Source organism: Sphingomonas mucosissima, from assembly GCF_002197665.1.
In the GTDB taxonomy this organism is placed as follows: Bacteria; Pseudomonadota; Alphaproteobacteria; order Sphingomonadales; family Sphingomonadaceae; genus Sphingomonas; species Sphingomonas mucosissima.
The window spans coordinates 134140-148483 of record NZ_NBBJ01000001.1 but is presented as its reverse complement, the minus strand read 5'-3'; the positions used below and the strand labels follow the sequence as shown (position 1 = coordinate 148483).

Annotated in this window: 12 protein-coding genes; 3 read left to right on the top strand and 9 right to left on the bottom strand. The window is 67.2% G+C overall.

Annotation, left to right across the window (positions count from 1 at the left end; genetic code table 11):
- Window positions 1-49: 49 nt before the first annotated feature.
- Window positions 50-799, bottom strand: coding sequence for an electron transfer flavoprotein subunit beta/FixA family protein (locus SPMU_RS00690; RefSeq protein WP_088330957.1), 750 nt, complete (start codon window positions 797-799; stop codon window positions 50-52).
- A 116-nt stretch (window positions 800-915) separates the two neighbouring features.
- The gene (sucC, locus tag SPMU_RS00685; RefSeq protein WP_088330955.1) at window positions 916-2115 is read right to left on the bottom strand and encodes an ADP-forming succinate--CoA ligase subunit beta; all 1200 of its coding nucleotides are present in this window, start codon (window positions 2113-2115) and stop codon (window positions 916-918) included.
- A gap of 200 nt (window positions 2116-2315) precedes the next feature.
- Here sucC and SPMU_RS00680 point away from each other — a divergent pair, with 200 nt between their 5' ends.
- The 3 genes from SPMU_RS00680 to SPMU_RS00670 are packed head-to-tail and all read left to right on the top strand — an operon-like array spanning window position 2316 to window position 6924.
- Window positions 2316-5021 carry an ATP-dependent DNA helicase gene (locus SPMU_RS00680; protein ID WP_088330953.1) on the top strand — a complete coding sequence of 902 codons (2706 nt, stop codon included), beginning with the start codon at window positions 2316-2318 and terminating at the stop codon, window positions 5019-5021.
- 12 nt (window positions 5022-5033) lie between these two features.
- Window positions 5034-5573 (top strand): SixA phosphatase family protein, encoded by a 540-nt coding sequence (locus SPMU_RS00675; protein ID WP_088330951.1) that lies wholly within the window; start codon window positions 5034-5036, stop codon window positions 5571-5573.
- Between the two features lie 55 nt (window positions 5574-5628).
- Window positions 5629-6924 (top strand): dicarboxylate/amino acid:cation symporter, encoded by a 1296-nt coding sequence (locus SPMU_RS00670; protein WP_245832641.1) that lies wholly within the window; start codon window positions 5629-5631, stop codon window positions 6922-6924.
- Between the two features lie 37 nt (window positions 6925-6961).
- Here SPMU_RS00670 and SPMU_RS00665 read toward each other — a convergent pair whose 3' ends face one another.
- From SPMU_RS00665 to SPMU_RS00635, 7 genes are all read right to left on the bottom strand, one after another.
- Window positions 6962-8623 (bottom strand): ATP-binding protein, encoded by a 1662-nt coding sequence (locus SPMU_RS00665; protein ID WP_211275682.1) that lies wholly within the window; start codon window positions 8621-8623, stop codon window positions 6962-6964.
- A gap of 90 nt (window positions 8624-8713) precedes the next feature.
- Entirely contained in the window at window positions 8714-9472 is a 759-nt protein-coding gene (locus SPMU_RS00660) for a TIGR02186 family protein (RefSeq protein ID WP_088330949.1), read from the bottom strand.
- The gene (locus SPMU_RS00655) at window positions 9469-10383 is read right to left on the bottom strand and encodes a sulfite exporter TauE/SafE family protein (protein ID WP_088330946.1); all 915 of its coding nucleotides are present in this window, start codon (window positions 10381-10383) and stop codon (window positions 9469-9471) included. The genes SPMU_RS00660 and SPMU_RS00655 overlap by 4 nt, the downstream gene beginning before the upstream one ends.
- Before the next feature lie 46 nt (window positions 10384-10429).
- Window positions 10430-11521, bottom strand: coding sequence for a hypothetical protein (locus tag SPMU_RS17115; protein WP_245832640.1), 1092 nt, complete (start codon window positions 11519-11521; stop codon window positions 10430-10432).
- Window positions 11518-12891: a glycosyl transferase family protein gene (locus tag SPMU_RS00645; RefSeq protein ID WP_088330944.1), complete on the bottom strand. Its 1374-nt coding sequence runs from the start codon at window positions 12889-12891 to the stop codon at window positions 11518-11520. Before SPMU_RS00645 ends, SPMU_RS17115 begins: the two co-directional genes overlap by 4 nt.
- 297 nt (window positions 12892-13188) lie before the next feature.
- Window positions 13189-13716 carry an RcnB family protein gene (locus SPMU_RS00640; protein WP_088333064.1) on the bottom strand — a complete coding sequence of 176 codons (528 nt, stop codon included), beginning with the start codon at window positions 13714-13716 and terminating at the stop codon, window positions 13189-13191.
- Between the two features lie 157 nt (window positions 13717-13873).
- Window positions 13874-14344, bottom strand: a complete 471-nt coding sequence (locus SPMU_RS00635; RefSeq protein ID WP_088330942.1) for an outer membrane protein assembly factor BamE — start codon at window positions 14342-14344, stop codon at window positions 13874-13876.

Sequence of the window (14344 nt, the reverse complement as noted above, 5' to 3'; positions counted from 1 at the left end):
GGCCACTTGTACGCGGCGCCCGGGACGGGATCAGTGACCGGCGGTGCGCTTACTTCGCGACGCCCATCGCCTTGAGCCGCATCACCAGCTCGTCGACATCGGCAACCTTGACGCCGGCCTGGCGCTTGCCGGGCTCGACGACCTTCACGGTCTTGACACGCGGGCTCGTGTCGACGCCGAAATCGGCGGCGGTCTTGGCCGCGAGCGGCTTCGACTTTGCCTTCATGATGTTCGGCAGCGAGGCGTAGCGCGGCTCGTTCAGGCGGAGATCGGTGGTGACGATCGCCGGCAGCTTGAAGTTGTCGGTTTCCAGACCGCCATCGACTTCGCGCGTGACCTTGACGGTCTCGCCCGACACTTCGACCTTGGACGCAAACGTGCCCTGGCCCCAGCCGAGCAGGCCCGCCAGCATCTGGCCCGTCTGGTTGTTGTCGTCGTCGATCGCCTGCTTGCCCAGGATGATCAGCTGCGGCTGTTCCTCGTCGGCGATCGCCTTCAGGATCTTGGCAACGGCCAGCGGCTCGACCTTGTCCTCGGACGTAACGAGGATCGCGCGATCCGCACCCATGGCGAGCGCCGTGCGCAGCGTTTCCTGCGCCTTCTGCTCGCCGATGGAGACCACGACGATTTCAGTCGCCACGCCCTTTTCCTTCAGGCGGATGGCTTCCTCGACCGCGATCTCGTCGAACGGGTTCATGCTCATCTTGACGTTGGCCAGATCGACCCCCGTCCCGTCCGCCTTCACGCGGGGCTTCACATTATAGTCAAGCACGCGCTTGACCGGCACCAGAACCTTCATTCCACTCTCCCAAGCGTCACCCCGGCCAACGCCGAGGTCTCCCGGTTGCGTCGCGCTCCATGTCGGGGAGATGCCGGCAGAAGCCGGCATGACGATGGAGAACGATCAGTCGAAACTTACGCCGCCTTCTTCACCTCGGCGACGATCTTCTGTGCAGCATCGCCCAGGTCGTTCGCAGGAACGATGGCGAGGCCGGAATTCGCGAGAATTTCCTTGCCCTGCTCGACATTGGTACCCTCGAGGCGAACCACAAGCGGCACCGACAGATTAACTTCCTTCGCCGCGGCAACGATGCCCTCGGCGATGATGTCGCACTTCATGATGCCGCCAAAGATGTTGACGAGGATGCCCTTCACGTTCGGATCGGCAAGGATGATCTTGAACGCCGCCGTCACCTTCTCCTTCGAAGCGCCGCCGCCGACGTCGAGGAAGTTGGCCGGGAACATCCCGTTCAGCTTGATGATGTCCATCGTCGCCATGGCAAGGCCGGCGCCGTTCACCATGCAGCCGATGTCACCATCGAGCTTGATGTAGGCGAGGTCGTACTTGGACGCTTCCAGCTCGGCCGGGTCTTCCTCGGTCTCGTCGCGCAGTTCCATCAGGTCCTTGTGGCGGAACATCGCATTGCCGTCGAAGCCGACCTTGGCGTCGAGCACCATCAGCTTGCCGTCCTCAGTAACGGCCAGCGGGTTGATCTCGATCTGCTCGGCATCGGTGCCGAGGAACGCATCATACAGCTTCGCGGCGACATTTGCCGCCTGCTTCGCGAGATCGCCGGTGAGGCCGAGCGCCGCCGCGACAGCGCGGCCGTGGTGCGGCATGAGGCCAGTTGCCGGATCAATGTCGATCGAATGGATCTTCTCGGGCGTGTCATGCGCGACGGTTTCGATGTCCATGCCGCCCTCCGTCGAGACGACCATCGAGATCCGGCTGGTGGCACGGTTGACGAGCAGCGCCAGGTAGAATTCCTTGGCGATGTCGACGCCATCGGTCACGTACAGGCGGTTGACCTGCTTGCCGGCGTCGCCCGTCTGGATCGTCACCAGCGTGTTGCCGAGCATCTCGGTCGCGGCGTGGCGAACCTCGTCCTCGGTCTTGGCGAGGCGAACGCCGCCCTTGGCTTCCGCCGGCAGTTCCTTGAACTTGCCCTTGCCGCGGCCGCCCGCGTGGATCTGCGCCTTCACGACATACAGCGGCCCCGGCAGCTTCTTGGAGGCTTCTACCGCTTCTTCGACGCTCAGCGCCGCAAAGCCCGCGGGAACGGGCACGCCGAACTTCGCCAGCAGTTCCTTGGCCTGATATTCATGAATGTTCATGCCGGAGCTCGCCTTACAAAACCGAAAACAGGAGGCCTTAAGCACAGGGGGCCGGCCGAATCCACCCTTTGCGTGCGCTTTGTCGGCAGTAATCGCTGCCAGACCCGCCGGCGTTCATTGATGATGCGTCGCAAGTACAAGAACCACGGACGGCGGCAACGCACTAGCCCCGGTTGCCGCTTTGTTCTATCACGCCGCCGGTGACTTCGCTCCCCTATCCGGCGCTCCACGCGAGCCACACCGGCATCTGGATCGCGCATGGCGACACGGTGCGTGCCGTGTCGCGCGGGGAAGCGATCCGTACCGCGGCCGACACGCCGATGATCATGATGAACGCGCCGCTGATCGGCCAACGGCTCGGCTATGCCGATCTGTCCGGCCTGGATCTGCTGGAGCTGTTCGCCTTTCTCCGCCCGGCCAGCTTCATGGTGCCGACGCCTAAGGGGCTTGCCGCCGTCACCGGGCTCGACCTGCCGGCTGACGACGGCGCCGTTGCGCCCTTTCTGCTAGCAGCCACCGAGCGGCTGCTAGCGATCCCCGATGGAGAATGGGCGGAGCGCGAGGGCGCCTGGGCGTCCGCACAATTTTTGTTCCGGCTGCGCTGGTCCTGGGCGCCGATGCTGGTCGAGCGTATCCGCAAACCGGCGCGGGACGAGCGCTGGCTGTTTTCCAAGCTGCCCGAATGGGAAGAGGCGACACCGCGCCCGGTACCGCGTGTCGTCACTCTCGACGCAGCAACAACGCAGCGGACCCTCGCCACGCTCGTCGGCCCGGGCGCCGAGACCCGACCGGGGCAGCGCGCCTTCGCGGAAGCAGCCTCGGGCGCGTTCGCCCCTCGCCCCACGCGTGACGCGCCCAATCTGGTGCTGGCGGAGGCCGGCACGGGAATCGGAAAGACGCTTGGCTATCTCGCCCCCGCCAGTCTGTGGTCGAACGCAGCCGGCGGCGCGGTTTGGGTGTCCACCTATACCAAGGCGCTGCAACGCCAGCTCAGCCGTGAAACTCGGCGGATTTATACCGACGACGCCGTTCGCCGCAGCAAGGTCGTGACGCGCAAGGGCCGCGAGAATTACCTTTGTCTCCTGAACCTGGAAGACGCCCTGCAGGGCGGCTTCGCCGGGCGCGCCGCGGTTCTGGCGCAACTGGTCGCCCGCTGGGCCGCCTATACCGCCGATGGCGACATGGTCGGCGGCGACTTGCCGGGCTGGCTCACCACCTTGTTCCGCCGCAACGGCTCCACCGCGCTGACCGATCGCCGCGGCGAGTGCGTCTATGCCGGCTGCCCCCATTATCGAAAGTGCTTCATCGAGCGCGCTGCCCGGGCCTCCGCGGAAGCGGACATCGTCATCGCCAATCATGCCTTGGTGATGGTCAACGCCGCGCGTGGACGTGAGCTGTCGACCCGGCCGACGCGTTACGTCTTCGACGAGGGCCATCACCTGTTCGACGCCGCCGACTCGATGTTTGCGACGGCACTCACCGGACAGGAAACGATCGAGCTACGCCGCTGGATCGTCGGGCCGGAAGGAAACAGCCGCGGCCGGCGCCGTGGCCTCGCCGCTCGGCTATCCGATGTCGCGAGCTATGACGAGGGCGGCGCGCAGGCGATCGCGGACGCGGTGAAGGCAGCGCAGGGCTTGGCCGCAGACGGCTGGCTGCAGCGATTGGCCGAAGGCGCACCGTTCGGACCGATTGAGACGCTGCTCGCCAGCGTACGCGGGCTGACGTACGCGCGCGCCGAGGGAGCGGAAGACGCCGGATACGGCCTGGAAACCGAACTCGCCGAGCCAACGCCGGAGCTGATCGAGGCGGCGGCGCCGGCGGCCGAGGCGTTGGACGCTTTGTACCGCCCGCTCGTAGCGCTGGGCAAGCGGCTGGAGGCCGTGCTTTCTGACGCGCCCGACTGGCTCGATGGCGCCGCCCGCGCGCGCGTCGAAGGGGCGATCGCCTCAATCGGCTGGCGCGCGGAGATCGTCGCGGCATGGCTGTCGCTGATCGCCCGGATCGGCGGCCCGGCGAGCGCGGATTTCGTTGATTGGCTCGCCGTTGACCGCGGCGAGGGGCGCGAATTCGATGTCGGGCTGCACCGTCGCTGGCTCGATCCGACCCGCCCGTTCGCCGAGATCGTCTTGAAGCCCGCGCACGGCGCGCTCGTCACGTCGGCGACGCTCACCGCCGGGGGCAGTTGGGAAACCGCGGAGGCCCGCGTCGGCGCGCCGCACCTTGCCCGCCCGGCGTCGCGATTCGAAGCCGAAAGCCCGTTCGATTATGCCGCCCGTGCCGAGGTGCTGGTGGTGACGGACGTGAAGCGCGGCGACGTGCCAGCACTGGCGGGCGCCTATGCCCGACTGATCGAGGCGGCGGGCGGCGGCACCCTTGGGCTCTTCACCGCCATTCGCCGGCTGCGCGGCGTTCACGCCCGGATCGCCGATCGGCTGGCGCGCGCCGGCCTGCCTTTGTTGGCCCAGCATGTCGATCCGATCGACACCGGCACGTTAGTCGACATCTTTCGCGATGATTCGCACGCCTCGCTGCTGGGCACGGACGCGTTGCGCGACGGGGTGGACGTGCCCGGCCACTCGCTTCGGCTGGTGGTGATGGAGGGCGTGCCCTGGCCCAAGCCAACCGTGCTGCATGCCGCACGCCGGCTGGCGGGCGGCGGCAGCGCCTATGACGATCGCATCGTGCGCGCCCGCATGGCGCAGGCGTTTGGCCGCCTCATCCGATCCGCGGAGGATCGCGGCGTGTTCGTGCTGCTGTCGGCCGCCACCCCGTCACGCCTGCTTGATGCCTTTCCGCCCGGCGTGCCGATCGCGCGCGTTTCGCTGGACGAGGCGATCACCAGGGTATCTTCCCGGCTTTCCTCGCACGCAACCTTCGGGCATGAGGCGGCTCCCGCACCCTGACGGAGAGCAAGCTTGAAGACGTTGACGCTACTGCGCCACGCAAAATCGGGCTGGGACGATACGGTTGCGCGCGATTTCGATCGCCCGCTCAATGCCAAGGGGCGCAAGGCGGCGCAGGTGGTCGGCGCACACCTGCGCGAGCTTGGCCTTTCCTTTGATCATATCGTTGCCTCGCCGGCAGAGCGGGTGGTGCAGACGATCGCGGACGTCGCCGCCGGCTACCGACAGCCGATCGAGCCCGCCTGGGACAAGCGCCTCTATCTCGCCTCCTCCGCGACGCTGCTCGACGTCGCGCGCGAATCGCCTGCCGACGCCGAACGCCTGTTGATGATCGGGCACAATCCGGGGCTGGAGGATTTCGTGCTGCTGCTCATGGGCAGCGGAGACCCGGCCCTGGTGCGCGAGGCAGAGCTGAAATATCCCACCGCTACGCTCGCGGAGCTGACCTTCGACGTGGACGACTGGACGGCGCTTGCCCCCGCGATCGGCACGCTCACCCGCTTCATCCGCCCGCGCGATCTCGATCCGGCGCTCGGCCCCAGCGAAGAATAGTCATGGCGCCAGGGCCGCTCGGGCCCTTGGGCAAGGATCCGGCGTTCAGCGCAGCATGAACGACACGGTGGCGCCGCGCTTTCCCCTGCACCTCCAGATGCTCGCCGGCTTCGTCATAGGGCTGGTGGGCGGCCTCTTGGTGAAGCTCAGCGCCGGCGATGCGAGCTGGGTGCAGGACGTCACCACCTATGTCACTGGCCCGATCGGCCAGATCTTCCTGCGCCTGCTCTTCATGCTGGTCATCCCGCTGCTGTTCGCGGCGCTCGTCACCGGCATTGCCGAGATGGGCGACATCGCCGCGCTCCGCCGCGTCGGCGTGCGCACGTTGATCTTCACGGTGATCCTCTCCGGTCTGTCGGTCGCGATCGGCCTTGCGCTCGTCAACCTACTGCGCCCAGGCGAGGGCGTTGACCCTGCCATGGCGCGCGAGCTGCTGGCGCGCGCCGGCGAAGGTGCCGCATCGATCGTGCAGAAATCGCGCGAGGCACCGGGCGCGCTCGATTCGGTGCTCGGCATCATTCCCGCCAACGTGATCCGCGCCGCCGCCGATGACGACATCCTGGCCGTCATGTTCTTCGCGCTGGCTTTTGGCATCGGCATCGTGCTCGCCGGGCCGGAGAAGACGGCAACGCTGCAAAGCGCGATCGAGGGCCTGCTTGAAGTCACGATGACGCTGATCGGTTATGTTATCCGCTTGGCGCCCATCGCCGTCGCTTGCTTCATGTACAATCTCGCCGCGCTGTTCGGCGTCGACATCCTCATGCGGCTCGGCGCCTATATGGCGACCGTGCTGGGCGCGCTGCTGATCCAGCTGATCATCGTCTATTCGCTCGGCGTCTGGCTCGCCGCCGGCAAGAGCCCGCTCGCCTTCTTCCGCGGCAGCCAGGAGGCGATGGTGATGGCCTTCTCCACCGCCTCTTCAAACGCCACGCTGCCCACCAGCCTTCGCATCGCCGAAAACGAGCTGGCCCTCCCCCGCCGCGTCGCCCGCTTCGTCCTGACGATCGGCGCCACCGCGAACCAGAACGGGACCGCCATCTTCGAGGGCGTCACCGTCATCTTCCTGGCGCAGTTCTTCGGCGTCGAGCTCGGGATCGGGCAGCAGCTCACCGTCATGCTGGTCTGCATTCTGGGCGGCATCGGCACCGCCGGCGTGCCCGCGGGGTCATTGCCGGTGGTCGCGATCATCCTGGGCATGGTGGGCGTGCCGCCGACCGCGATCGGCCTCGTGCTAGGCGTCGATCGCCTGCTCGACATGTGCCGCACCGCGCTCAACGTCACCGGCGATCTCGCCATTGCCACGATGGTCGCAGGCCGCGCGCCCGATCCAGAACCACTGGCCCGCCGCTGACCAGTCGCGCCTAGCAGCCCAGGTGGCGATCCCCGGCTCAGCGCCCCTGCGCGCGCCACTTCTGGATGGTGCGCTGGATGATCTCGTCCTCATACCCAACGTCGCGCCACAATTGCGAGAAGATCGGATCGGCCGATGCCGGGCGCTTCGTCTCTTCCAGCCGGTCGAAAGCGACCCGGATCGGAATCGCCACGCCTTCGCCGCAGATGATGCATTCCTGATTGCGTAGCGCGGGAATCGAATCGAGAAATCCCCGCGCACCCTCCGGCATCGCAGCGCGCACGAACGCCTGGTCGCGATCGTTATTGAGCCGCATGGCGATGATCGTGCCGCATTGCGACAGCACGCCCTCCGCCAGATCGGACGGCCGCTGCGTGATCAGGCCGAGCGAGACGCCATATTTGCGTCCTTCCTTGGCGATCCGGCTCAGGATGCGGCTGACGGATGAGCCATCGTCGGTGCGCGGGATATAGCGATGCGCTTCCTCGCACACGAGCAGGATCGGACGCTGCGGCTCGTTGCGGGACCAGATGGCGAAGTCGAACACCATGCGGCTCAGCACCGCGACGACGACGGACGTGATCTCGTTGGGAACGCCGGAAACGTCGATAATCGAGATCGGCCGCCCGTCTCCCGGCAGGCGGAATACGCGGCGAATGAAGTCGCCCATCGTATCCGCCACCAGCATGCCAGAAAACATGAAGCTGTACCGCGGATCGGCCCGGATCTCCTCGATCTTGGTCTTCAGCCGCAGATAGGGCGCCGTGTTCGACGCCTTGTCCATCTTGCCCATCTCATGCTGGATGAGGGTGGTCAGATCGCTCAGCAGATACGGGACCGGCGCATCAACCGTCAGCTTCGGGATCTCGCTGCCGACGCGGCTCTTGGCGCGCGCGGCCAGCAGGCATTTCGCCAGAATGTCCGCGTCGACCTGCCGCTCGGCGCCCTGCGACGTCAGGAAAACCTCGCAATGCTCCTCGAAGTTCATCAGCCAATACGGCATCTGGAGATTGGAGACGTCGTAGATCGCGCCGTTCGCGCGAAACGCGGCGGCGTACTCGCCGTGCGGATCGATCATCACCACATGGCCCTGCGGCGCTAGTTCGCAGATCCGGTGAAGGATCAGCGCGGCCGATGTGGACTTGCCGGTACCCGTCGAGCCGAGCAGCGCGAAATGCTTGCCCAGCATCGCATCGACATACAGCGCCGCGCGAACGTCGGTGGTGGGATAAACGTTGCCGATCTCCACATGCGCGCGCCCTTCGCCGGCATAAACCTGCCGCAGATCGGCGCTGGAAATCGGATACACCTCGGCGCCGGGCGCCGGATAGCGCGTCACCCCGCGGCGGAACTGGTACAATCGACCCGTCAGCTTTTCTTCGTCACCCTCGCCGAGGAAATCGATCGAGGCGACGATCCGGCCGCTGTTGAAATCCTCCAGCCGCAGTGATCGGATGTTCGCGATCAGCCAGGACGGGCCAACGCGCACCTTGATCTGCCCGCCGACCTGCCCGCCGCCGGCAATCACCGGATCGGGATGGCTGGAAAGCGCGGCCAGCGCGGCCGCGTCGAACACGACCTGGCTGCACGACCCTGCGATCTCGACGACCAGGCCGATCGGCTCCAGATCGGTCGGCAGGCAAGCTTGCGCAGCGGCGATTGCCTGCTCGAACGCCTGTGGCGCCGGCATCTCACTCATCAGGGCTTCTCGCGGCTATTCCCATCCGAACAAGCTTAACGGCGAAGCGTAAACAGAGCGTGACGGCGATTTTACCTGCCGGTCAATCGGTTACACGCGCTGCGCCAGCCGCCCCGCGCCCCACCCGAGCAGCACCGACATGGCAACGGCAACCAGCCCGTATGGCACCGCATTGCGGTCCGCCGCACGCGCGACATAACGCTCAAAACCGGCCTTCTCGACCGTGATCTCGCGCACGGCGGCGGCCAGCACCTTGCCTTCGCGAATCAGGAATGTCTCGGCAGTGAACTGCCCCACCGGCACGCGCGCCGGAATGCTGACGCGGGCACGATACAGCACGTCCTGCGTGATCTCAACGGCGCGCGGCGCCTCGACATACAGGCCGGCGCGGCGCCGCAGGTCCACCAGCCCGCGCGCGAATCGGTCCTGCACCGTCGGCGCCGCCGATGAAGCGGGGGACAGTTGCAAGCTATCGAGCCCCAGTTCGTAAATCGCGCGGGTCCGCTCATCGACGATCCGCTCGATCGGCCGGGACGAGGCGATGGCGTAGAAACTGGGTGCAGACCGGTACCGCAGCGCCTGCGCGTTCACCCAGACGCCCGCCAGCTTCTCCTTTTCGCGCACCGTGATCGACTGGACCGGGCCCTTCACCACCACGACCAGATCGGTCCGATGCTCATCATCGGGCAGTTTTCCGCCGGGATAGAGAATTGCGCCAAACAGCAGCAGTTCGGCACCGGTGAAGCTGTAGGCGATACGGATCTCGCGCTGCGACACGTCGGGCACCAGCACCGGCTTCGCCTGGGCGAGCAGCAGCGGCGCCGCGAGAACCAGCGCGAGCAGCTTCACGACAGCTCGATCGAATAGATTTCGTCCGGCCGCCACCCTAGCCCAAGCGCGATTCGCCCCGCGACCAGCAGCACCATCAGCCCCAATGCGAGCCGCAGATATTCCGGCCGCGCCTTGGCGGCGAACCGCGCGCCGACCTGGGCGCCGATCACCGATCCGATCAGCAGCAGCCCGGCGAGCACGATGTCCACCGCCTTGGTCGTCATCGCATGAACCATGGTGGCGGCGGCGGTGACGAACAGGATCTGGAACAGCGACGTGCCGACCACGACCTGCGTCGCCATGCCGAGCAGGTAGATCATCGCCGGCACCAGCACGAAGCCGCCGCCCACGCCGAGCAGGATCGTGAGAATGCCGGTTCCGAATCCAAGCAACAGCGGGGCGAGCGGCGAGATATACAGGCCCGATCGGTAGAAGCGCATGCGGAAGGGCAAGGACGCGACAAGCGGATGGTGCCGCCGGCGCCGCGGCGGCACGGCCCGCCGCCCGCGCGTGACGGCGATCGCTTCCAGCGATTCCTTCAGCATCAGCGCGCCGATCGAAGAGAGCAGCAGCACATAGGTGATCGCAATCGCGGTATCGATCTGGCCGGATGCCTGAAGCAGGCGAAACAGCCACGCGCCGAACAGCGATCCCATGACGCCGCCGATCACCATCACGCCGCCCATCTTCACGTCCACGCCGCCGCGCCGGAAGTAAGCCGATACGCCCGACACGCTCGCGCCCGTCACCTGACTGGCGGCCGAGGCAGCGGCCACCGTCGGGGGGATGCCATAAACGATGAGCAGCGGCGTCGTGAGAAATCCGCCGCCGACCCCGAACATGCCGGACAGGATCCCCACGCCACCGCCCAGGGCGATGATCACGAGCGCGTTGACCGAGAGGTTCGCGATCGGAAGGTAGAGATCCATCCCCCTCCCGATATGCCGATCGCGCGCGGGGCGGAAGCACTTGCGATCAGAAATCGGTGCCGATCGATACTGCCGGTCCCGACGTTGGCGCTGCCTGGCCGGCCAAACGCTCCCGCCATTCAAGCGACAGGCGCACGTTCGCCCCGGCGATCGGCAGCACCGCGCTGGCACTTGGTCCCGCGTCGAGCCGCGCCGCGCCGCGCTGCGCCCCGCCCCAAGCGCCGAGCCCCAGCTCGAGCCGCGCGGCGCCGATTGTCGCAACGGCGCGGGACAGGCGCACTGCCCCGTCGGCAAAGCCTTCCGCGCCGTCGCGGGCGATCACGCCGGCTTGGCCGTAGCCGTCGAGCATCAACCCACCCGCCACCGCGGTCGGGCCAAAGCCGCCGATCAGCCCCACCGATGGCCCGCCGCGCGCCTGTTCGATGCCGATGCGCTGTTCAACGACAACGTGCACCGGCAAGCGCGTCGGCTGCCAGTCTAGCCCGATCGCGGCTTCCCGCTGCCGCCCGCGCAGCGCAGTGGATATCCGTCCCGCCGCCGACAGCCGCCCCGCGGTGTCGAGCGCATAGGTCAGCCGCACGCCGGCCTGGCTTCCGCCAAGCTGCGGTACGAACGGCGCAGCCTGCCCCCCGCGCACGATAAGCCATCCGCTGCCCCGAAGGCGCGATTCGGCCACCGGGCCGGAGAGCGGCGCGCCGGGCGCCGGAACGGCCGTCTGAAACGCGGGCACGGCACCCGCCGCAGCCTGCGCCAGACCTGGCGCAATAGCGGCAACCGCTATCGGCATGGCCGCAGACATGATCCTATCGGCATGGCCGGCCGGGGCCGCCCGCCGCGATGCGCCGGCACTGTCCCTGAGCTTCACGCTCCGCCAACCCTGGGTCGCGAAACCGCGCGCGGGTTCAGTAACGGCGATCGGTGCCGGAAATGCCTGCTTCCAGAAATGGTCGTCGGCGGTGCCCCCGCTTGGTCCCACCTCCACTGCCGCCGCCGCTGGCGGTGCCAGCGCGTCGGCCACCGAGAGCGTGCCCTCGACCGGCCACAGCTGGAAGATGCGCATCCCCACCCACAGCGCGATCAGGCTCGCCAGAAAACGGAACGGCCGGCCGCTCCCGCTCGCACGCCAAGTCGCACTCACAGCGATGTCGCCTCGCTGGGGAAAACATGGGTCGTCTTGTCCCAGCGCGGCGGGGCCCCGGCCAGCAACCGGGCATATTGGCCGGCCGCGCGGATCGCGGCGAACATCGCGATCAGATTGCCGACAACGGCACGTGGCACGGACCAGAGCGCCTCGCGCCAGCCATAAGCCCGCCCCGTCGACGTTGCCCGCCAGGCCAGCCGCCAGCACAGCAGCGCGGCGTTGATCGACAGGACGATCGAAAGCGCCCGGCCGACGCTCGATCCCTCGATCCCGGTTACAAGATGAAGCACCGCCGACAGGCCCCACCCGACTGCCGCCAGATACGCTGCGGCGAGCACGATCACGGCAAGCGGCGCGCGCCGATCGCGCATCCGCATCCAATGATCCGCCAGGTGCGTCGCGCGCGCCCATCCGATTCGATCCCAGCCGGCCAGCGCGATCCCCGTCATCCACCGCGCCTTCTGCCGGACCGCCGCCATCACGGTGGAGGGAAAAAAGGCGCGAACCGCGACCAGATCGCCGGCCGCGTCCTCGACCCGCGCAAAACAAGCGGAATAGCCGAGCGCCCCAACGCGGAGTCCCAGTTCATAATCCTCCGTCAGGCTCCCCTCGTCGAACGGCGCGCCATAGGTCTTCGCCAGCGCTTCGAGCACCTCGACGGCAATGGCGCACCCTACGCCCGACAGCGGCAGGCCAGCGCCGAGCGCCGCCCGCAGCACCATCTGGCGCCCGTGCGAATCGGCGAACTCATCGGCATAATGGCCCGACACCAGCCGCGCCTCCGAATCGATCAGCGGCAGCACCGGGATCTGCACCAGCGGGTGCCGCTCGATCAGCGCCGCGAACACGCGCAGTTCGGCCGGGTGGACGACATCCTCCGCGTCATGCAGCACCACGCCGCGCGTCCGCTCGCCCGAGGCGGCATCGTCGCGCTGCATGGCGCGCCACATGGCGTTGAGATTGTCGGCCTTGGTGGTCGGGCCCGGATTGCCGCCGATCACCAGGCGGATGCGCGAGTCATGCTCGGCGACGGCCGCCACGGCATCGATTGTGGCCCGGTCGTTCGGGTAGCAGCCGACATAGATGCGGTAATCCGCGTCCGCATATCGCGCGAGCGCCGTTCGCAGCATGGCGCCGATCACCAGCGCTTCGTCCCACGCAGGCACGAACACCGCGAGTCCGCCCGAACGCGCAGGCGCCGGCAAGCTGCTGATCGGCTGCCGGGTGGTGCCGTGCCGCAGCCGATGCCCCAGCCACGCTACGTCAACCAGCAGATCGTCAATCCCGCCGACCAGAAAGCCGACGGCCGCAAACAAGGTGAGCTCGCGCACGATTGCGTCGAGCCCCGCCACAACGAGCGCCCCCATGCCAAACATTCTCCCCCTATTCGGCAGGGAGAACCTTCATCATCAGAAGGCTTTACACAATCTTTTATTAACCATGTCGCACAAGCGAGGCCATTTCGGCTGAACTGGCCGAACCAAATGGAAGCACACGCGTTCCGCCGCTTAGTCCCACCCCCCTTTCGGGACTAGTGCCGGAACCCAAGCCAGGCACCGGCCGCGTCGGACACCCATCCGGCGCGGCCGTTCTGCTTCTGATCTTCCTCGCACGGAATACGGGCCGGGCGATTTGTTCGCCCGGCCCGCTTCCGCGTGCCGTGATTACCAGTAGAAGTTGCGCATCACATCCAGCACGACCCCGCGGCGGTAATCCACCAGGATCACGTCATTGTAATGCCGCACCCAACGGGCGTTCGCACGGGCCGGCGGCAAGCGGTAACGCCACGGATCGTTGATCCAATAGCGCTGGCCGTAGTAGACCGGCGCGATGCGGACGCCCGGCTGCCAATTGTTGTAGCGGAACGGCGCCCGCCAGTTGCCGCGTGAATACAGGGCGCGGTTCTGCGAGCGATACGATTGCCAGTCGTTGCGGCCCCAGCGGCGGTCACGATCGCGCAAGTCGCCGCGGTAATCGCGCCGGTCTTCGCGATACTCGCGCCGCGCATCGCGCAGATCCTGCCGCTCGTCGCGAACATCGCGCCAGTCACCGCGGCGCTGCGCATCACGCAGTTCGCGGCGCTCTTCGCGGATCTCCTGCCGGTCACGGCGCAGCTCGCCATAGGACTGCGCGCTCGCGACCCCGGGGATCACTGTCGCCGCCATCAGCGCGGAAATGATCAACTTACGCATGATCTGTACCTCCATCTTGTAGCGTGACACCGAACCAGGCGCCGCACTGTGATTGGAGATATGCCGCGATTCGCCTGAACCGCCCGGGAATGCATTTGTCAGGTACCAGAAAGGATCGTGACGCGCCCGTCACGTCTCCTCCGGCCTGATCAGCACCTTACGGGCGGGTGCCGCCAGCGCCGCCACCCGGACCGCCGGCTCCTGCCGCGCCCACCGTGCCGATGTTGCCAAACAGATCGGCGAAGAAGCCGCGCTCGCGGCCCAGCGTTGGCGTGGTGCGCCGCGCCGGGCTCACCGATGCCACCTGCTCTGCGCCCCAGCGGCGGATCGCCGCCACGTTGCCGGCCTGGTCGAAGCTGATCTGCACCGTCACCTGCTCGCGCACCTTGGGCGTGTTGAAGGCGTAGTTGCGGCTGTCGCGCGAGACGTAATACCAGTCGCCCTGGTTGAACTGGCTCGCGAAGCTCGGCTGGCCCAGCGTCGCCAGCACGGACTGGCGCGTATCAACCCCGGGCTGCACCGCGTTCAAGAGGTCAGCGTCGACAACATAGCCCTGATGCGAGCGTAGCGGCGCACAGGCCGACGCGGCAACCGCCAGGGCCGCAGCGATCAGGATGGGAAAACGCAT